Source organism: Streptomyces peucetius, assembly GCF_025854275.1.
Taxonomy (GTDB): Bacteria; Actinomycetota; Actinomycetes; order Streptomycetales; family Streptomycetaceae; genus Streptomyces; species Streptomyces peucetius_A.
This window is the reverse complement of the sequence record NZ_CP107567.1, coordinates 1,127,053-1,146,748: the sequence shown is the minus strand read 5'-3', so window position 1 is coordinate 1,146,748 and position 19,696 is coordinate 1,127,053. Positions and strand designations below refer to the sequence as shown.

General features: G+C 71.3%; 10 protein-coding genes. All 10 read left to right on the top strand.

Features of this window, described 5'->3' with window-relative positions:
* Nucleotides 1–133: 133 nt before the first annotated feature.
* The 10 genes from OGH68_RS05235 (at nt 134) to OGH68_RS05190 (ending at nt 19,652) form a co-directional block, all read left to right on the top strand.
* Entirely contained in the window at nt 134–6,877 is a 6,744-nt protein-coding gene (locus OGH68_RS05235; RefSeq protein WP_264242140.1) for a type I polyketide synthase, read from the top strand.
* A gap of 87 nt (nt 6,878–6,964) precedes the next feature.
* Nucleotides 6,965–7,177, top strand: a complete 213-nt coding sequence (locus OGH68_RS05230; RefSeq protein WP_264242139.1) for an MbtH family protein — start codon at nt 6,965–6,967, stop codon at nt 7,175–7,177.
* Nucleotides 7,174–7,929: a thioesterase II family protein gene (locus tag OGH68_RS05225; protein ID WP_264242138.1), complete on the top strand. Its 756-nt coding sequence runs from the start codon at nt 7,174–7,176 to the stop codon at nt 7,927–7,929. Before OGH68_RS05230 ends, OGH68_RS05225 begins: the two co-directional genes overlap by 4 nt.
* A gap of 119 nt (nt 7,930–8,048) precedes the next feature.
* Nucleotides 8,049–11,570 (top strand): amino acid adenylation domain-containing protein, encoded by a 3,522-nt coding sequence (locus tag OGH68_RS05220; RefSeq protein ID WP_264242137.1) that lies wholly within the window; start codon nt 8,049–8,051, stop codon nt 11,568–11,570.
* Nucleotides 11,567–13,435 (top strand): CocE/NonD family hydrolase, encoded by a 1,869-nt coding sequence (locus OGH68_RS05215; RefSeq protein ID WP_264242136.1) that lies wholly within the window; start codon nt 11,567–11,569, stop codon nt 13,433–13,435. Before OGH68_RS05220 ends, OGH68_RS05215 begins: the two co-directional genes overlap by 4 nt.
* Nucleotides 13,436–13,477: 42 nt before the next feature.
* On the top strand, nt 13,478–14,215 hold the full coding sequence (locus OGH68_RS05210) for a hypothetical protein (RefSeq protein WP_264242135.1): 738 nt from the start codon (nt 13,478–13,480) through the stop codon (nt 14,213–14,215).
* 95 nt (nt 14,216–14,310) lie between these two features.
* On the top strand, nt 14,311–15,450 hold the full coding sequence (locus tag OGH68_RS05205) for a cytochrome P450 (protein ID WP_264242134.1): 1,140 nt from the start codon (nt 14,311–14,313) through the stop codon (nt 15,448–15,450).
* A 54-nt stretch (nt 15,451–15,504) separates the two neighbouring features.
* Nucleotides 15,505–17,262, top strand: a complete 1,758-nt coding sequence (locus OGH68_RS05200; protein WP_264242133.1) for a non-ribosomal peptide synthetase — start codon at nt 15,505–15,507, stop codon at nt 17,260–17,262.
* 3 nt (nt 17,263–17,265) lie between these two features.
* Nucleotides 17,266–18,687, top strand: a complete 1,422-nt coding sequence (locus OGH68_RS05195) for an AMP-binding protein (protein ID WP_264242132.1) — start codon at nt 17,266–17,268, stop codon at nt 18,685–18,687.
* The gene (locus OGH68_RS05190) at nt 18,684–19,652 is read left to right on the top strand and encodes an alpha/beta fold hydrolase (RefSeq protein WP_264242131.1); all 969 of its coding nucleotides are present in this window, start codon (nt 18,684–18,686) and stop codon (nt 19,650–19,652) included. The genes OGH68_RS05195 and OGH68_RS05190 overlap by 4 nt, the downstream gene beginning before the upstream one ends.
* The last annotated feature ends 44 nt before the right edge of the window (nt 19,653–19,696 follow it).

The following is a 19,696-nucleotide window of genomic DNA, read 5'->3' as shown; positions in this document are numbered from 1 at the left end:
GTACTCGGCCGACCGCTCCTCGCGGCCGCCCCTGAGCAGGAGTTGCCGCTGCCACCTTCCCGTCGAGGTGCGGCGTCGCGAAGCAGCGCGGTCCTGCGACAGATTGGGCAAGCCGGTGGAAGACGCTAGCGCGATGCAGGAATTCGGCTGCGACGTGGCCATCATCGGCGTCGCCGGACGTTTCCCCGGTGCCCCCGACCTGGACCGGTTCTGGCACAACCTGCGCAATGGCGTGGAGTCCATCAGCTTCTTCGACGACGACGAACTGATCTCCGCCGGCGTCCCCGTCGAGGAGTTCTCTCAGGCGGACTACGTGAAGGCCGGCGCCCGCACCGAGGGGATCGACCTCTTCGACGCCGAGTTCTTCGGCTACACGCCGCGAGAGGCCACCATCATGGACCCGCAGCACCGGGTCTTCCTCGAGACGGCATGGGAGGCATTGGAGAACGCGGGGTACAGCGCGCGCCGGATCGACACCACCGTCGGCGTGTTCGGCGGGGCCGGCACCAGCGCCTACCTGCCCCATGTCTTCGCCAACCTCGACGACGGTGCCGCGATCGGCGCATCCAATGTGGGACTGGGCAACGAGCTGGGCTTCCTGACCACCCGTGTCTCCTACAAACTCGACCTCCAGGGGCCGAGCATCCCCGTGCACACCGCCTGTTCCAGCTCGCTGGTCGCGGTCCACCTCGCGTGCCAGAGCCTGCTCAACCACGAATCGGGTATGGCGCTCGCGGGCGGAGTGGCGTTCAAGGTCAGCCCGCAGAAGGGGTACCGGTTCCAGGAGAGCGGCATCATGTCGCCGGACGGGCACTGCCGGCCCTTCGACGCCGACAGCCGGGGCACGGTCTTCAACAACGGCGTGGGCGTCGTGCTCCTCAAGCGGCTCGCCGACGCGCTGGCCGACAACGACACGGTCCACGCCGTGATCAAGGGCACGGCGGTCAACAACGACGGTGCCACGAAGGCGAGCTTCTCCGCCCCGGCCGTGGCAGGGCAGTCCTCCGTCGTGCTGGAGGCACTGGACGTCGCGGGCGTCGAGGCCGACAGCATCAGCTACGTGGAAGCGCACGGCAGCGGTACGCAGATCGGCGACTCCATCGAGATCGAGGCACTTACCAGGGCGTTCTTCCAGAGCACCGAGCGCACGGGCTACTGCACCATCGGCTCCGTCAAGTCCAACGTCGGCCACCTGGACGCGGCCTCGGGCATGGCGGGCCTCCTGAAGACGACGCTGTCGCTGCGACACGGCATGCTCCCCCCGACCTTGCACTTCGACCGGGCCAACCCGCAGATCGACTTCGACCGGTCGCCGTTCCGGGTCCAGCGCGACCTGACCCTGTGGGAGTCGCCCGACGGACCGCGAAGGGCGGGAGTGAGCGCGTTCGGGTTCGGCGGCACCAACGCCCACGTCGTCCTGGAGGAGGCACCGGAGCGACCGGTCACCGAGCCCGCGCGTCCCTCGCAGCTCCTCGTGCTCTCGGCCCGTACACCCGAGGCGCTGGAACGGGCGACTGACCGCCTGGCAGAGCACCTGCGCCGGGAGCCGCAGGCGCTCGTCGACGTGGCCTTCACCCTGGCACAGGGGCGCGAGGAGTTCAGGCACCGCCGGACCGTCGTTGCCTCGTCGTCGCAGGAGGCGGCCCAGGCGCTGGAAGACCGTGACCCCGCCGCGCTGGCGACCGAGACGGCACATCGCGCCTCCGCGCAGGTGGCGATGCTGTTCACCGGTCAGGGTTCCCAGCATCCCGGGATGGCGCGCGAACTCTACCACCGGGAAACGGAGTTCCGGGCGGCTGTGGACCGCTGCGCGGAAGGGCTGCGCGACGCGCTCGGCATGGACGTGCGGGACCTGCTGCTGTGCCCGCCGGACGACGCGGGCGCCGCCGAACTGCTGACCAGGACCGAGTTCGCCCAGCCCGCTCTCTTCACCGTCGAGTACGCGCTGGCCGTGCTGTGGTCGTCGTGGGGCGTGACCCCGACCGCGATGGCCGGGCACAGCCTCGGGGAGTACGTCGCAGCCTGCCTGGCAGGGGTCTTTACACTCGGCGACGCCCTCCGGCTGGTCGCCCTGCGGGGCAGGCTGATGCAGGAGCAGGCCCCCGGAGCCATGCTGAGCGTCTCGGCCGGGCGGAGTACCGTCGAAGCGCGGCTGCCCGACGGGCTGACCCTGGCCGCACACAACGGACCGGCCGACTGCGTGGTCGCAGGAGCGGCCGGCCCGGTGGCGGAATTCGCCGCCATCCTGGCAGCCGACGGGATCGGCGCGAGGCCCGTGGCGACCTCGCACGCCTTCCACACCCCGCTGATGGCCCCCATGGTCGAGGAGTTCGTCAAGGCGGTCTCGGAGCTCTCCCTGACCGCCCCGCACCTCCCCTTCGTCTCCAACGTCACCGGAGACTGGATCACTGACGAAGAGGCGACCGACCCCGCCTACTGGGGGGCCCACGTACTCTCCACCGTCGAGTTCGCCAAGGGGATCGAGACCCTGGCGGCCGACGACCGCCTGGTGTTCCTCGAGGTCGGCCCGGGCCAGACGCTGCGCAGCCTCGTCACGCGCCAGCTCGCCGAGGGCGAGGCCCGCGTGGTCGTGGGATCCCTGCCGCACGCCCGTGACGTCCGCGGGCAGCTGGCATCCGTACAGCGGGCCCTCGGGCTGCTGTGGCAGGCGGGCGTGGCCCCGGACTGGTCCGCGTACCACCGCGAGGAAAACCCCGGGCGGGTGGCCCTGCCCACTTACCCCTTCGAACGCCGTCGGTACTGGCTCGACCCCGCGCCCACCTCGGTGCTGGCCGCCCCGGCCGGCCCCGCCCCCCACGCACTGCTGGACGAACTGCTGCTCCACACGGTCGACGAGGTCGTGTTCCGTACCGAGTTCGACCTCGAACGGCACTGGGTGCTCAGCGAGCACCGGATGCTTGCGGAGGCGATCGTCCCGGGTACGACCTATCTGGAGATGGCCCGCGCGGCAGGATCGGCGCTCTTCGGCACGCCGGTGACCGTGGTCAGCGACGTCGAGTTCCAGGTGCCGCTCCTGGTGACGGCGGACCGGCCGCGCGTGGCGCACACGATCGTGCGGGCCGGCGAGGAGGGCGGAGCCGAGTTCCGGGTCGTGAGCCACGACCCGGACGCGGCCGTGGGCCGGCAGTGGACCCTGCACGTACGGGGCCGGGTGGCCGCGGACCCACAGTCGGCGCCCGCAGGCACGGATCCCGCGGAGTTCGCCGCCCGCTGCGGGCTCGCCACCATGGACGGTGCCTCCCTCCAGGCCGGACACCGCGTGATGGAGTTCGGCAGCCGCTGGCAGGAGAGCCTGCGCACGGTGGACGTGGGTGTCCGGTGCGCCCTGGGATCGATGGCCCTGCCCACCCGCTTCCGGGAGGAGACGGCCGACTACGTGCTGCACCCCGCGCTGCTGGACCTCGCCACCGGATTCCACCGGTGGGCCATGTTCGACGGGGAGGACGAGCAGCGCGAGGCGAACGGGGACTTCTACCTGCCGCTGGCCTACGACCGGCTGGTGGTGCACGGCCCGATGCCGGCCTCGTGCGTCAGCGTGATCGAACCGGACCCTCGCTTCCAGCAGAGCGGCGAGATCCGCAAGGTCGACGTGATGGTCCACGACCCTGCCGGTGCCGTCGTCCTGGAGATCAAGGGGTTCACCGCGAAGCGGGTCAACAGCCCGCGACGGACCATCGACAGTGCCCGGGGTTCGGTCGTGCACCACACGCTGAACTGGGTGCGTGCGGACCGCGGGCAGGAGGGACGTCGCGACGTCCGCACGGCCCTGGTCGTCGGTGCCGGGTCGGCACTGCTCGAAGCGACGGCGGCAGGACTGCGCGCGGCCGGCGTCACCGTCGCGACGGCCCCCGCGGGAACGGACTGGGCTTCCTGGCCGGATCCCCTGCCGTCGGAGATCGTCTACGTGGCCGGGGACGCGGCGGACGGCGACGGCACAGAGGGGCAGGAGAGGCTGCTCGACGAGGGCGTCGTGGGGTTGCTCGAACTTGCCCGTGCCCTGGCCGGGGCGGGCGCCGGTACCCATCGGATCACGGTCGTCGCCCAGCATGTGCACCACGTCACCGGGGACGAGCCCCGTCTCGTCCCCGCCCACTCCGCGCTCTTCGGACTCGCCAAAGTCATCGGCCAGGAGCACCAGGAGATCAGCTGCCGATGCGTGGACGTGGGTGACGACCTGGCGCCCGCGGCATGGATCGAGGAGATCCTCTGCTCCGACCCGCTCGGCCAGATCGCCCTCCGGGGGACGGGCCGCTACGCCGCGGAACTGGATGCGGTGGATCTGGCCGAGGCCGCCCCGGAGCACGAGGCGTCCGCCGGTGAAGTGCACCTGATCACCGGAGGCATGGGCGGTCTTGGGTTGGAAGTGGCCCGGTCGATCAGCCTGCGGCGGCCCAGGGCGGGGATCGCGCTGGTCGGCAGGAGCGCGATCCCCGCACGCGCCGAATGGGACGAGGTCCTGAGCGGGGGAGGCAGGACCGCCGCCCGGATCGGGCTGATCCAGGAGATGGAAGCGCGGGGCACCCGCGTCGTGTGCCTCCAGGGCGACGTCGCGGACGCGCAGGACATGGCACGTGTCGTCGCGGCCGTGAGGGCCGAGCTCGGCGCCGTCACCCACGTGGTCCACGCGGCGGGAACCGCCGGCGACGGCTTCCTCCTGCGCAAGTCGGCACAGACCTTCCGCGCCACACTTGCCCCCAAGGCGGACGGTGCGGTGGCGCTCCACGAGGCGACCCTGGCCGATCGGCCCGTGATGGTGCTGTTCAGCTCCACCACGGCGCTGTTCGGTTCCGCCGGCCAGAGCGACTACACCGCGGCCAACCAGTACCTCGACGGATTCGCCGCATGGCGGAACAAGGCGGGCCTGCGCACCTTCACGGTGAATTGGACCGACTGGATCGGCACGGGCATGGCCGCGGACCACGGCGTCCGGCAGGATCAGGGGTTTTTCCGGTCCGTCGGGGTCGAGGAGGGCATCGCCAGCTACGAGGCGATCCTGCGGGGGTCGTACACGCAGGTGATCGTCGGCGAGATCAACTACGGCATGCTGGGTTCCCTCGATCCCGCGGCACTGCGGGCACGGATGGCGACGGCGCCCTTGCGACTCGCCGAGTCCATCCAGCGAACGGTGTCCGCCCGCTCCTCGGCTGCCGGTCCCGCCGTGTCCCCGACGCCGGGCACGGTGTCCGTGCGGCTCACGGGACGCGCGGACGGCGGGTACACGGAGCTCGAACGCACCCTGGCGGGCCTGTGGGCGGCCGAGTTCGGCATCTCCGACATCAACGTCTTCGCCAGCCTGTTCGACCTGGGCGGGGACTCGCTGCTTGCCCTGAGACTGGCCAACAGCCTACAGAAGGCGCTCGGTGTCAAACTGACGATCGCCGACCTGTTCGCCCACCTGACCGTCGCGGACCTCGCCGCGTACCTGGCTCCGGAGGAGGCTGCCGTCGGGGAGGAGCCGGCGGAGGACTCCGTGGCCGTGCCTCCGACGGGGCAGGACCCCGCTGACGAGACGTGGTTCGAACTATGGAACGGCCAGCAGGGGATGTGGCTGCAGCACCAGCTCGGCGAAGACCGGGCCGATTTGAACCTCCCGGTGTGGCACTACGTCCACGAGGCGGTGGACGTCACCGCCTTCCGCGAAGCCGTCGGGTTCCTGGTCGAGCGTCACGACGCCCTGCGCCTGTCCCTCCAGGACACCGAGCACGGTCCGCGCCAGCGGGTGTTGCCCCGGCACGACCTTGACGTGCCCTTGGTGGACGTGACCGGAGCGGACGACCCGGAGGAGGAGAGCACACTCCTCATCCAGGCCGACAACGCGGTCCCCTTCGACGACCTCTCGGTGCCGCCCGTGCGTGCGAAGCTCTACAAGCTGGCGGAGAACCACTACTGCGCCTACCTGAACGTGCACCACATCGTGGCCGACGGGACCAGCATGGGGAACCTGCTCCGTGAGCTGCTGGTGGCCTACCGCGCCCGGGTGGAGCAGCGGACGCCCGAACTGGAACCGCTGACCATGTCGTTCAGCGGCTTCGTCCAAGACCGCCAGAAGTGGCTGTCGGGCCCGGAGAGCGCGGCGATGGAGGCCTACTGGACCGACGAGCTCAAGGGGCCCCTGCCTCGGTTGAGGATCGGGGACCACGACGCGCACTCGGTGGAAGTCGTCAACGACACGCTGGACTTCGAGATCGGCCCGGACCTGGCGACCGCCGTGGCCGAACTGGCCAGGGGGCTCGACGCGACCGTCCACGTGGTGCTCCTCAGTGCATTCGTGGTCGCGCTGCACGACATCGGTTCCGATGAGGACATCGTGATGTGCGTTCCGTTCTCGGGCCGGGACACCAAGGAGATGGAGGGGATGGTCGGCGCGTTCGTGAACCCGCTGTCCGTCCGCATCGGGCTGACCGCCTCCGACTCGTTCGGCGACGTGGTCCGGCGCGCCCAGCGCAAAAGCGTGGCTTCGTACGCGAACAGCCGGTACCCCTTCGCCCGTCTCCTGGAGCGGCTCGCCGTCCCCGCTCGTCCGGGGCAGAACCCGGTGTTCTCCAGTGCGTTCCAGTTCACCGACTTCCTGCCGCCCGCGTACCAGACCTCGCAACTCGACGTCTGTCTGTACGGGAAGCCGAGCGGGGACGGTCTCAGCCTGCGCTTCAACTACAACTCCAGCCGGCTGTCGAAGAGCGAGATCGTCGACATCCAGGCGACCTTCCTCGCAGCCCTGAGCGAGGCCGCGCGCGATGCGCAGGTGAGCCTGGAATCCCTCGCGGAGCCGCTGAGGGAAGCACGGAAGGCGACGCGGACGACATCGGCGGGAGGCCGTAGGCCGGGCGGCCTGCGATTGTCGCGCCCGCGCCGCTGAGGAGCGGGCCCTTGTGCGGCGCAGCGCGTTTGCAGACATGAGTTCGATGCCCGGTGGGATCCGGGTCGGTCCAGAAGGAAGTGACAGATGGACGAGCACGACGAGGACGAGTACACCGTGCTGGTGAACGCCGAGGAGCAGTACTCGATCTGGCGGACGGCCTTGGCACTGCCCGAGGGCTGGCGGGAAGTCGGCAAACGGGGTGGGAAGGGCGAGTGCCTCGCGTATGTGGACGAGACATGGACCGATCTGAGGCCCTTGACCCTGCGCCGGCAGATGGCCGACGGGGCGACCTCGTGAGCGAGCTGGTCAGGCCGCTCGTCAGCCGCCCCCACGCCACCCAGAGGCTGTTCTGCTTTCCCTATGCCGGCGGTGGCATCTCAGTGTTCCGCGGGTGGGCCGCCGCGCTTCCCGACGAAGTCGAGCCGTGGGCGATCCAGCTGCCTGGGCGCGAGGACCGCATCGGCACGCCTCCCTTCCAGCGCATGAGCGACGTCCTCAACACGCTGGTGCCGGCGATCATCCCTCGGCTCGACCGCCCGTTCGCCTTCTTCGGGCACAGCATGGGAGCGGTCGTCGCGCTGGAGCTGGCGCGCACCCTGGGCCGCCTGGAATCAGGATCGCTGGAGTGGCTCTTCGTGTCGGGCCGGGTGCCTCCCCAGGCGATGGAGGCGGCAAATCCGCCGCTGCACCAGCGGTCCGACGCGGAACTCGTCGAGCTGCTCCGCAGCTGGCGGGCCACCCCCGAGGCCGTACTGGCGGACCGTGAGCTGATGGCGCTGCTCCTTCCCGTGGTCCGTGCGGACCTCGCCGTCATCGAGACCCACACGTTCACCGGCGGCGCGCCGCTCGGCTGTCCGGTCACCGCGTTCGGCGGTACGGAGGACAACGCCGCCCCGTCGGTTCTGGAGCGGTGGGGCGAACTGACGAACAACCAGTTCGACCTGCGCATGTTCCCGGGCGGCCATTTCTTCGTGAACTCGGCCCGCGAGGCCGTGATCGCCGCGGTGGTCGCGGGGCTCGGCCAGGCCGCTGCCGCGCGCGTCGGCTGACGCCACGGGGTCCGTGGATCCTCCGCGGGCCGCCCGTCCCTCTTGTGCGCATTGCCCTGGCGAGCCCTCGCAATGCAGCTTTCCGTGCCTTCCTGACTGATGGAACTTGGTGGAACGACATGACTCTGCAGACCGGGGCCGAACCGAACGACGGCCGGCCAGTCGCCTCCGTGGTGGATGTCGTCTCGGCGACGTGGGCCGCTGTCCTGCGGACCGGAACCCCGGAGACGGACGCCAACTTCTTCGCACTGGGCGGGAACTCGCTCCAGGGAGCCCGGGTGATCAGCAGGCTCCGCGACGATCTTGGCATCCAGATCCCCCTCTCCGTCCTCTTCGAGCACCAGACGGTGGGTGAACTCGCCGCGGCCGTCGAAGCCCTCGGGACGCCGGTCTCCGCCGCCGCGCCGACCATCGAGCCCCTGGAGCAGCGGGCCGATGGGGTGTTTCACGCCCCGACGTCCTTCGTGCAGCAGCGCATGTGGGTGGAGGAGCACATCCAGGGGCCCAGCCCCCGGTACAGCATCCCCTCGGCCATCGAGATCGAGGGGCCGCTCGACGTGGCGGCCCTGGAAGCAGCCGTCCGGGCGCTGGTGGAGCGGCACGAGGTCTTCCGTACCACCATCCGCGCCGTGGACGGTGTGCCCCAGCAGGTCGTGGCACCCGACTCGGACGTGGCCCTGCACACCATCGACCTGAGCCCGGAGCCGGCGGACCGGCGCGAGCAGATCCTCCTGGACCGGCTGGCCGCGTCCGCCCGGCATCCCTTCGACATCGAGCGCGGTCCACTGCTCCGGGTGGAGCTCTACCGGCTGGAGGAGGACTGGCACGTCCTCCTGATCAACCTGCACCACATCATCACGGACGTCCGCTCCTTCGAGCTCGCCGTGTCCGAGCTGCTCAGCCTGTACGCGCGGAAGGGCGACCCGTCCGCCGGGGCGCGGCAGCCGTCGGTGCAGTACGCGGACTACGCCGCGTGGCAGCGCCGCACCATCGGCGACGCCACCGTGGACGACCAGCTGGAGTACTGGAAGGAGCAGTTGCGGGCACCGCTGCCGGTCCTCGACCTGCCCACCGACATGCCCTACCGGGACACCTCCTCCGGACGGGGCGCCTCGGTGACGGTCGAGCTGCCCCGGGCGGTCTCGCGCCGCCTTCGGGAGCTGTCCAGGGAACACGACAGCACACCCTTCATGACGCTGCTCACGCTGCTCAACGTCCTGATGCACAGGTACAGCGGTCAGAGCGACATCGTGATCGGCACACCGAGCGCCAACCGCGATCTGCCCGAGCTGGAAGGGATGCTCGGATGCTTCCTGAACACGCTCGCGATCCGCAGTGACCTGTCCGGTGACCCGACTCTGACGGAGCTCCTCCACCGGGTGCGTGAGACGGCCCTGGCCGCGTACGCCCACCAGGACGTGCCGTACGAGCGTGTGGTCAACGCCGTCACCGTGGACCGGTCCGCCCGTCAGGGTCTGTTCCGCGTGATGCTGGCCTTCCAGCACGAGATCCCGGCTCCGGACCTGCCCGGGATCACGGTGAGCGACGTGGACCTCGGCCTCGAAGCGGTCAAGTTCGACCTGGTGTTCGCCGTGACGGAGACCGAGTTCACCTACCGGGTGTCCTTGGAGTACGACAGCGACCTCTTCGTCGAGGACACGGCCTGGCGCATCCTGGACCACCTGGGCGTCCTGGCCGCCGACGCCGTGGCCGACCCCGGGAAGCGGGTCTCGGAACTCACCGTCCTGCCGGAGGAGGAGCGGCGCCGGATCGCGAAGTGGTCGGCCTCGGCCCACGGCCCCTACGCCACCGACCTGTTCCTGCACCGCCTCTTCGAGGAGCAGGCGCGCAGGACGCCCGACGCGCCGGCCGTGGAGAGCGGTACGGACGTGCTGACCTACCGGGAGCTGGACGCCCTCGCCGACCGGCTGGCGGCCGAGCTCGCGGGCTGCGGCATCGGCACCGACGACCTCGTCGGACTGTGCGCGGAGCCCTCCCTGGAACTGATGGTGGGCATCCTCGGCATCATCAAGGCGGGGGCCGGCTACGTACCGCTGGACCCCATCGCCCCGGCCGACCGCATGGCGTACGTCGTGGCCGACAGCGGTATGAAGGTCCTGGTCGCCACTCCGGCGCTGCGGGAACAGCTGCCGGCCGAGGTAGTCGCCGGTGTGGACGTGACGACCGTGGACGCGAAGGCGCCCGGGCAGCCCGGGACCGTGCCGGACACGCCTCGGCAGCCCCCCGTCGAGGTCGACTCCTCGCAGCTCGTCTACCTCATGTACACGTCCGGGACCACCGGCCGGCCCAAGGGCGTCGGCCTTCCGCACCGGGCGATCACGCCGTGGATCCAGTGGGCGCAGGACAGCCGGCCGATCGGCCCGGGCGTCCGCGTGGTGCACAACCTCTTCTACCACTTCGACTGGTCGGTCGAGCAGATGTTCCACGCCCTGACGAGCGGTGCGTGCCTCGTCATGCTGCCCGGCGAGCTGCGGGCCGACCCGGCTGCCACGGCGCGGTTCATCGACGAGCGCGCGATCAACATGCTCTACCTGACCCCGACCCAGATGCGCGGCATCGCGGACACGGGCATCGCGATGCCCTCCCTGCGTCACGTGTCCATGGGCGGCGAGAACCTGGACGCCGAACTGGTCGCACGGACCCGGAAGGTGGTGTCCGGGGACTGCGAGATCTGGAACGAGTACGGACCGACGGAGACGGCAGGCGCCGCGCTGGTCGGCCGGATGGGCGACGAGCCCCTGGAGCGCACCTCCATGCCCCTGGGCGAGCTGATCGCCAACGCCACCTGCGCGGTTGTGGACCGCTGGGAGAACCCCCAGCCGATCGGCGTCCCGGGTGAGCTGTGGATCGGCGGTGACGGGGTGGCACGGGGATACCGCAACCTGCCCGGCCTGACCGCTGAGCGCTTCACCGCCGACCCCGCGAACCCCGGGCGCCGGCTGTACCGCACCGGCGACCTCGTGAGGTGGCTGCCGAACGGGGAGATGGAGTTCCTCGGACGTGTCGACAGCCAGGTGAAGATCCGCGGTGTGCGCGTCGAACTGGAGGAGATCGAGTCGGTGCTGCGCGCCCATCCCGACGTCGCGAACGCGGTCGTCGTACTGGAGCCCGATCAGCGTCTCGTCGCCTATCTGGAGTCCGCCCCCGGAGCGCCCTTCGACGAGGCTTCGGTACGCGCCCATCTGGCTCCGAAGCTGCCCATCGTCATGCAGCCCTCGGTCTTCGTCCGGCTGGAGTCGATACCCTCCTCGGCGACGGGCAAGGTCGACCGCTCCCGGCTGCCGCGGCCCGCCGCGGCACCGGCCCCGCCGCGACCCACGGCCGTGCCGCCGTCCACCGCGATGGAGCACCTGGTCGCGGCGGTGTGGACGGAGGTCCTGCGACAGGACGTCCGCAGCGTCGAAGCCGACTTCTTCGAGATCGGGGGCGATTCCTTCTCCCTGCTCTCCGTCGTCAACGCCCTCCGCAAGGAGCTCGCCCTGGACATCCCGGTGCGTGCCGTCGTCGACAGCCCGACGGTCGCCGGGCTCGCCGCCTACCTCGAATCCCTGCGCTGGGCGCTCGGGTCCCAGGTGGCGGCCGTCGACACCGGCGGCGAGCGCGAGGTGGGCGAGCTGTGACGGCAACCGCACGAGGCGTGGTCGACCTCCTGCTGGAGATGCGCTCGCTGAACATCGTTCTGTGGGCGGAGGAGGGGAGACTGCGCTTCGACGCACCGGCCGGGGTGATGACGGACGCGATCCGTGCCGAACTGGTCGCCCACAAGGGCGAGATCGTGGCCTTCCTGGCGGACGCCGACATCGCGGAACGCTCGACGGTACGGATCACGATGCGTGACGGCGTCCGCCTGGCCGCCGACGTGTTCCGGCCCCGGCGCCGGGGCGCGGTCGTCGAGGAGCCCCTGCCGGTGCTCTGGTGCCACGAACGGTACCGGCGGGCCGAGACGGTGGAGGGCGGTGTGCTCACCAAACTCGACTCCCAGCCCTGGCTCAAGGAGATGCTGCGGAACGAGTACGTGGTCGTCGTCGTCGACTCGCGCGGCAGCGGCGCCTCCGAGGGGACCCGGCGGATCGAGTTCAGCCACGAGGAGGCGGAGGACGCCTTCGAGGTGACCGAGTGGATCGCGGCCCGGCCCTGGTCGAGTGGCCGCGTCGGCATGTACGGCCTTTCCTACTCGGGGATCAACCAGCTCCTGGCGGCGGCCACGGCACCGCCCCACCTCACGGCGATCCTGCCGCAGATGGCGATGTTCGACCTGTACGAGTTCCTCCGTCCGGGCGGTGTCTTCCGCGACGACTTCGCCCGCAACTGGAGCGACCTGGTGCGTGGGCTGGACACCCGAGCAGGGGCCGCCGGTACCGGCGAGGGCCCGGAGGGGCCGGCGGGCTACCTGGCGGGCCACCAGGAGAACGCGGACGTCTTCGGCCAGGCGGCGGCGCTGGAGTTCCGCGACAGCGTCGAGCCGGTCACCGGCCTGGCTCCCTACCGGGACGTCAGTCCGGCGACCGCGCTTGACGCGGTGAGCGCGTCGGGCATCCCGGTGTGCCACCTGGGCGGCTGGCACGACATCTGGGCGCGCGACACCACCCTGTGGTTCCGCAACCTGGACAACCCGCAGCGCATGGTGATCGGTCCGTGGAGCCACAACAACTGGAAGAACGAGGACCTGGCCCGCGAACACCTCCGCTGGTACGACCACTGGCTCAAGGGCGTCGACAACGGGGTCATGGCCGAGCCGCCGGTGCGGTACTTCACCATGGGCGCCGGGGCCGCGACCGGATGGAAGACGGCCGACACCTGGCCGCCGTCGGCCGCGCGCCCCAAGGAGCTGTGCTTCGGCGGCGGGCCCAGCGGCACCATCCGGTCCGTCAACGACGGTGTGCTGGCGGGGACCGGGACGCCGGCCGAGGATGACGGGGACGCGTACACGGTCGACTACTCCACGACCTCCGGCCGCACCACCCGCTGGTCGGACGGGTACGCGGGCGGGTTCCACTACGACCTCACCCCGAACGACCGCAAGGCCCTGACCTACACGTCGGCGGTGCAGTCCGAGGACCTGGAGGTGACGGGCCACCCCCTCGTGCATCTGTGGGTGACCTCGACCCATTCGGACGGTGCCTTCTTCGTCCACCTCAGCGAGGTGGACGAGCAGGGGGAGTCCCACTACGTGACCGAGGGCGTCCTGCGGGCCTCGTACCGGGGGAGTGGTCCGGCCCCCTTCGACAGGATGGGGCTGCCCTACCAGCCGGGGACGCGGGACGCGCTCGCGCCGCTGCCCCCGGGTGAGCCCGTCGAACTGGTCATCGACCTGCACCCCACGTCCTACGCCTTCTCGGCGGGCAGGCGGCTGCGCGTCAGCATCACCTGCTGCGACCGGGACAACGCGCGGGTGGAGGAGATCACCCCCGCCCCCGTCGTCACGGTCCACCGCGGCGCGCGCCACCCGTCCCGGGTGGTCCTGCCGGTCGTGCCGAGGGCCTGACCGATCATCCGAGGCGCGTCGAAGCACCAGAAAGGTAATGCCTTGCCTGCACACCAGTACCGCGTCGTGGGGGTCGAGTTCGGGAAGGAGACCCCGCCCCGCTCCTTCGCGACGCTGCTCCCACCGCCCTGGCGGGAGGGCTACCAGCGCATCGACCTGCTCACCCACCCGGACATCCCGCGGACCGTGCGCACCGTCGAGGAGCAGGCCGAGTACTGGGCACGCCGGCTAGGCCCGGAGCCGGGCCCGGCCGTGGTGCTGGGCTACTGCTCCGGAGCCCCGGTCGCGTCCGCGCTGGCGGCGAGGATGGGGGCGGACACCACCCTGGTGCTGGTCGACCCGGCCGCCCCCACGGCGGAAGAGGCCCAGGAACTGCTGGTCGAACTCGCCACGGGCATGGACGAGGACCTCCTCCCGGGAGATGTGCCGGACATCCTGGGCCACGGCCCCGCGGAGGCACTGGCCGTGATCAGTGACTTCCTGCGCTCGGTCGTCGAACGGTGTGCCCCGGACCTGCCGTCCGACATCGCCGACTCGCTCACCGCGCACCAGCGCGCCTGGCTGAGCTACACCCTGGCCGCGGGCACCCACGGTGGCGTCCTGCGGGACGGACCCGACCACGTCCTCCTCAGCGAGGCCGCGGCCTGGGAGCACACCGGCCGCGCCCGGGTGCACCGCTTCCCCGTCGGCGACGTGGAGCTGTTCACCTCCGAGGAGGCCACAGCGGTGATCGCCGGCGTGCTCGACGGGATGACCCCGCCGACGCCCTCAGGCGCCTAGTCCCCAGCCCACCCCCAACCACGCAGAGGCAGCAGACCATGGACCCCACTTGTCCCTACGGGCGGGATCAGGGAGCCATGCCGGTGGATCCGTGCATGGACTACATAGCCCTCCGGGGCACCGGGACGATCAGGCGGGACGACGACCTGGGCGTCTGGATCGTCACGGGCTTCCGCGAGGTGTCCGAGCTGCTGCGCAGTCCGGCGCTGTCCTCGGCGTGGCCGGAGCGCGGCAGGACGCGACTGCACGGCGAGCAGTCGGAGACGGAGGGTGCCCCGCGCACCGCCGACATCGTCCGGCGCTGGTTCATGTTCAACGACGCCCCGCGCCACCAGCTCCTGCGGGGCCTGATGGCGCCCCTGTTCTCGGCCGGACGGGTGGCCGGACTCCGGCCCTTCGTCGAGCGGACCGTCGGGGAGCTCCTCGACGGCGTGCCGGACCGGATCGACGTGGTCGGCGGGCTGTCGGAGCCGCTGGCCGCCCGGGTCGTGTGCCGGGTGATCGGGATCCCGCAGGAGGTGGCCCCCCGGATCGCCGCCTGGGCCCTGGACATCGCGGCCCTGCTGGTGGCCGACTACCTTCCCCGGGTCGTCGAGCGGGGGACGAAGGCCCTCCAGGAGATCGAGGGCGTCGTGGCGGAGACCCTCCGTTCCTCGCAGGTACCGGCCGGGAGCGCCCTCGACGTCCTGGAGCGCGCCCACCAGGAGGGCCTGATCGAGGAACCGGACATCGCCGCGACGGCGAGTCTGCTGGTCTTCGCGGGTTTCGACACCACCTCGACCTTCATCGGCAAGGCGGTGCGCGCCCTCGTGCACACCGGCCGGTGGAAGGACGCGCGTACGGAGCACCTCACCCCGGTGATCGACGAACTCCTGCGCTTCGACACGTCGGTTCAGCAGGTCGCCCGGGTCGCCGTCGCACCCGTGGAATGCGCGGGGCACCGGATCGAGCCCGGCGACCTGGTCCTGCTCATGCTGGGTGTCGCCAATCGTGACGACGAGGTGTTCCCGGCGCCGGACACCCTGGACACCGAGCGGCGTACCGCCCGCCACCTCGCGTTCGGCTACGGCGCGCACTACTGCCTGGGCTCGGGGCTGGCCAGGCTCGAAGCCGACGCGGCGCTGACCGGCCTCGTCGAGCGCTTCGGTGAGGCCGAGCTCGCCGAACCCCCCGTCCTGCGCCCGCACTACGGCGTGACCGTGCTGGAACACCTCTGGCTGCGCGTGCGTCGCTGACGCCGGTACCGGACCCGGACGAACGCCCCCGCAAGCCGTCGAACAGGAGAGACTGTGATCGCGAAATCCGCCCCGGCCACCGTGCCGCAGTGGCTGCAGCAGAGAGCGGAGCTCGCTCCCGACCACCTGGCCGTCATGGTCGCCGACACGCGTGCCGTGACAGCGCGGCTGACGTACCGACAGCTGTGGGAGGCCGCCGGGGAGGTGGCCGGGCGGCTGTCCGCCCTGCCGGGCTTCCGCTCCGGGGCCCTGGTCGCGACCCGGTTCCCCCGCGGGGCGGGCGGTCTCGTCGCCCAGCTCGGTGCCTGGCGGGCGGGAACGGCCTACCTTCCCCTGGACCTGGCCCTGCCCGAGGCACGCCACCGGGCGATCCTCGGCGACGCCCGTCCCTTCGCCGTCCTGTCACCCGGCGGGACCGCACCCGCGGCCATCGCGGTGGAACCGTCGGCCGCCGGCCCGCAGGAGCCGGAGGCGCTCGATCCGGACGCGGCGTACGTGATCTACACCTCGGGCTCGACGGGGACGCCCAAGGGGATCGAGGTCGGCCACGCGAGCCTCGCGAACCTGACCGCATGGCATCGGGAGACCTACGGGACGGGACCGGAGCACCGCGTCGGCGCCTTCGCGGGCCTGGGCTTCGACGCCACCGTGTGGGAGACGTGGTCGGCGCTCGCGAGCGGGGCGACGCTGCTGCTCCCCGAAGGGGTCGCGACCGCCGACATCCACAACGTGTGCGAGTTCCTGGACCGCTGGGCGGTCGACCAGTGCTTCCTCAGTACTCCGCTCGCGGAGCAACTGCTCCAACTGCCGCAGCCACCCCGCTCGCTGAGGGTCCTGACCACCGGCGGCGACAAGCTGCGCGTCCACCCCCGCCCGGACTTCCCGGCGGCGGTCTTCAACCACTACGGCCCGACCGAGGCGACCGTGGTGACGACGGCCAGCGGCGATCTCCGCCGGCCGGCGCGGCACGGGGCGCCGGTGATCGGGCGTCCCATTCGTGGGGCCGAGGTGCTCCTCGTCTCCGACGACGGCAGCACCGTCGAGGAATCCTCCGTGCCGGGCGAGCTGCTCATCGGCGGAGAGGTCCTGGCCATCGGCTACCTGCGCGACGAGCCGATGACGCGGAAGCTGTTCTCCCACCGCCCGGACGGGAGCCGTTGGTACTCCTCCGGCGATCTCTGCCGCTGGACGCCGGACGGCGAATTGGAGTTCGTGGGACGCCGTGACCTCCAGGTCAGCATCCGCGGCCACCGCGTCGAGCCGGCCGAGGTCGAACAGGCCGTCCTCGGCGTCCCGGGTGTCGGCATGGCCGCGGTCGTCGCGCGGGAGACCGACGACGGAGGCGAGCTGGTCGGCTGCTACTGCGGGACGGCCGAGGCGGAGACGGTCCGTGACGAGCTGGCCCGGTCCCTGCCCGGCTACATGGTCCCCGTCGAACTGCGCAGGCTGGACGGCATCCCCCTCAACGCCAACGGGAAGATCGACCGCGGCCGTCTCCTGGAACTGGTGGGGCCCGGTGCGCCGTCGAACCCGGGGTCCGGGACCACGGACCGGACGGGCGCGGAGGCCGGGGCCGGCGCGAGCACGGCGGAACGGGTCACCGGGATCTGGTCCGAGGTCCTCGGCCGCACTCCCGCAGCCGATGACGACTTCTTCCTGATCGGCGGCCACTCCCTCAAGGCGGCCCGGGTCCTGGCCATGACCCGCAAGGAGTTCGGGATCCCCCTGGCACTCGAGGTGATGTTCACCCGTTCGGTCTTCTCGGACTTCGTCGAGTGCGTGGCCGAGCAGCTCCGGATCAAGGAGGGCTGAGCGATGACCACGGTGTGGGATCTGGTGAGCGAGCAGGCCCGGCGCACTCCTGACGCGCAGGCCGCCGTCGGCGAGCGCCCGCACACCTACCGGGACCTCGTGCGGAGCGTCGACGTCCTCGCCGCCGCCCTCCGCGAGACGGTGCCGGCGGGGTCCTGGCTGGCGGTGGAGACCGCCAGCCCGGTGAGCGGGGCGGTGGCCCTGCTCGCGGGCGCCCGAGTCGGCTGCGCGCTCGTCCCCCTGAACCTCGACAGCCCGGCGGCCCACCGCGCGTTCGTGCTGGAGGACGCCCGTCCCGTCGCGGTGCTCCGGTCGGCGGAGGAAGGCGTGTTCACGGTCGAGCACCTCGACCGCGAGGGCGCGGAGGCCCCGGACGACCGCGTCCCGGGCGATGCGGCCTATGTGATGTACACGTCGGGTTCGAGCGGGCGCCCCAAGGGCGTCGTCGTCCCCCCTTCCGCACTGGCCTCGTGTCTCCAGGCGCTCGCGGAGGTACCGGGCCTGCGGGCGGGCGAGACCATGCTGGCGATGACGGCCCTGTCCTTCGACATCTCGCTGGCCGAGATGCTGGTGCCGCTGATCGTCGGAGCCAGGTTCGTCGTCGTACCGGGCGAGGTGCGGGCCGACCCCGAGCTCTTCGAGGAGTTCACCCGCCTCCACAAGCCCGATGTGGTCCAGGCGACGCCGAGCTTCTGGCGGCTGTTCCTGGCGGGCGGCGGGACCGCCGCCGCCCACCGCTTCCGCGTCTGGTGCGGCGGTGAGCCGCTCACCGCGACCCTCGCCGAGTCGCTGCTCGGCCGGAGCACGGAGCTCTGGAACCTCTACGGGCCGACCGAAGCGACCATCTGGGCCACCGCCGCGCGGATCGAGAGCCCCGACGCCCTCTCCCTGGGACAGCCCCTGAGGGGTATGGGCTGGTACCTGGATCAAGGGGAGATCATCCTCTACGGTGATCACCTGGCGAGCGGCTATCACGGCCGGGCCGATCTGACCGCCGAGTGCTTCTCCGTCCGGGACACGCCCGAGGGCTCGCGGCGCACCTACCGCACCGGGGACCGCGCCCGCCCGGCTCCGGACGGCTCGTTCCAGTATCTGGGGCGGGCTGACGGACAGATCAAGCTCCGCGGCCACCGCATCGAACTCGGTGAGGTGGAATCCGTACTGGAGGAGCACGTGGAGATCACGGAAGCCGTGGCCCTCGTGCGCGATCCCGACCGGGCCGAGCGCGCCCTGATCGCCGCCTACGTGGTGTCCGCCGGCGACCTGACGGCCGCTGAGGTGAGCGCGTGGACGCGCACCCGGCTGCCCGCCGCCTACTGCCCCGGCAAGGTCCACGTGGTGCGGTCGCTCCCGAGGAACACCTCGGGGAAGGTCGACCGGAACGCCCTGGCCCGCCCCGACTTCCTGGAAAGCCGCACGACATGAAGACTGATGTGAGCGAGCGCCGCGCAGCGGTCCTCAGGGCCTGGCGCGCCACGCTCGAAGCCGAACCAGCCTCCGACGACGAGAACTTCTTCGATGCCGGGGGGAATTCGATCCTGGTCGTGGAGCTCCAGCGCAGGCTTTCCGCGGAGCTCGGCCACCGTGTGCCGCTGAGGCAGCTGCACGACCATCCCACCGTCGCCGGCCTCGTCGGCCTCGACGTCCCGTTCCCGGCCGAGACCCCCGCCCCGTCCGGTCCACAGGCCCTGACGCTCTACTGCCTTCCCTACGCCGGGGCATCGGCACGGATCTACGACCCCTGGCGCGCCAAGCTGCCCGGCACGGTAAACGTGGTACCGCTGGAGCTCCCCGGCCGGGGCTCCCGGTGGTCCCAGCCCCCGCAGTCCCGGCTGTCCGTGCTCCTGGAGGACCTCGCCGGTGCGATGGACGAAGCGCGTCGGGCTCCTTACGCCGTGTTCGGCCACAGCTTCGGCGGGATCCTGGCCTACGAGCTCGTGCGGCATGTGATGGGCCAGGGGTACCCGCCGCCCGTTCGCCTCCTCGTCTCGGCATGCCCCGCTCCGCATCTCGCGACCCCACGGGAGAGCACGCACGACCTCTCGGACGAGGAGTTCACTGAGCGGCTGCGAAAGCTGCGCGGGACCCCGGAGGAACTCCTGGAGAACGAGGAGCTCATGGAGCTCTACCTTCCGACGATCCGGGCGGACTACACGATCCTGGACGCCTACCGGGCGCCCCGCACCGCTCCCCTCGGCTGTCCCGTCACGGCGTTCTGCGGCGCCGACGACCACGAGGCCGGCAGGGAGCAGATGGCCCACTGGGCCGCTTACGGCGATGGAGCCGTCGACATCGAGGAAGTCACGGGCGACCACTTCTTCCTCCGGGACTCCGAGGACGAGTTCCTGGAGAAGCTCGCCCCGCACCTCCGCCCCGCCCGCCACAGGTGACGCAACAGCCCGCGAGGGCTCCGGTCTCAAGCACGAGGACATTC

Bases quoted from the DNA above. Each gene is read 5' to 3' on its own strand.
- OGH68_RS05190 (WP_264242131.1), top strand. From the start codon at position 18,684: ATGAAGACTGATGTGAGCGAGCGCCGCGCAGCGGTCCTCAGGGCCTGG.
- OGH68_RS05195 (WP_264242132.1), top strand. From the start codon at position 17,266: ATGACCACGGTGTGGGATCTGGTGAGCGAGCAGGCCCGGCGCACTCCT.
- OGH68_RS05220 (WP_264242137.1), top strand. From the start codon at position 8,049: ATGACTCTGCAGACCGGGGCCGAACCGAACGACGGCCGGCCAGTCGCC.
- OGH68_RS05230 (WP_264242139.1), top strand. From the start codon at position 6,965: ATGGACGAGCACGACGAGGACGAGTACACCGTGCTGGTGAACGCCGAG.
- OGH68_RS05205 (WP_264242134.1), top strand. From the start codon at position 14,311: ATGGACTACATAGCCCTCCGGGGCACCGGGACGATCAGGCGGGACGAC.
- OGH68_RS05235 (WP_264242140.1), top strand. From the start codon at position 134: ATGCAGGAATTCGGCTGCGACGTGGCCATCATCGGCGTCGCCGGACGT.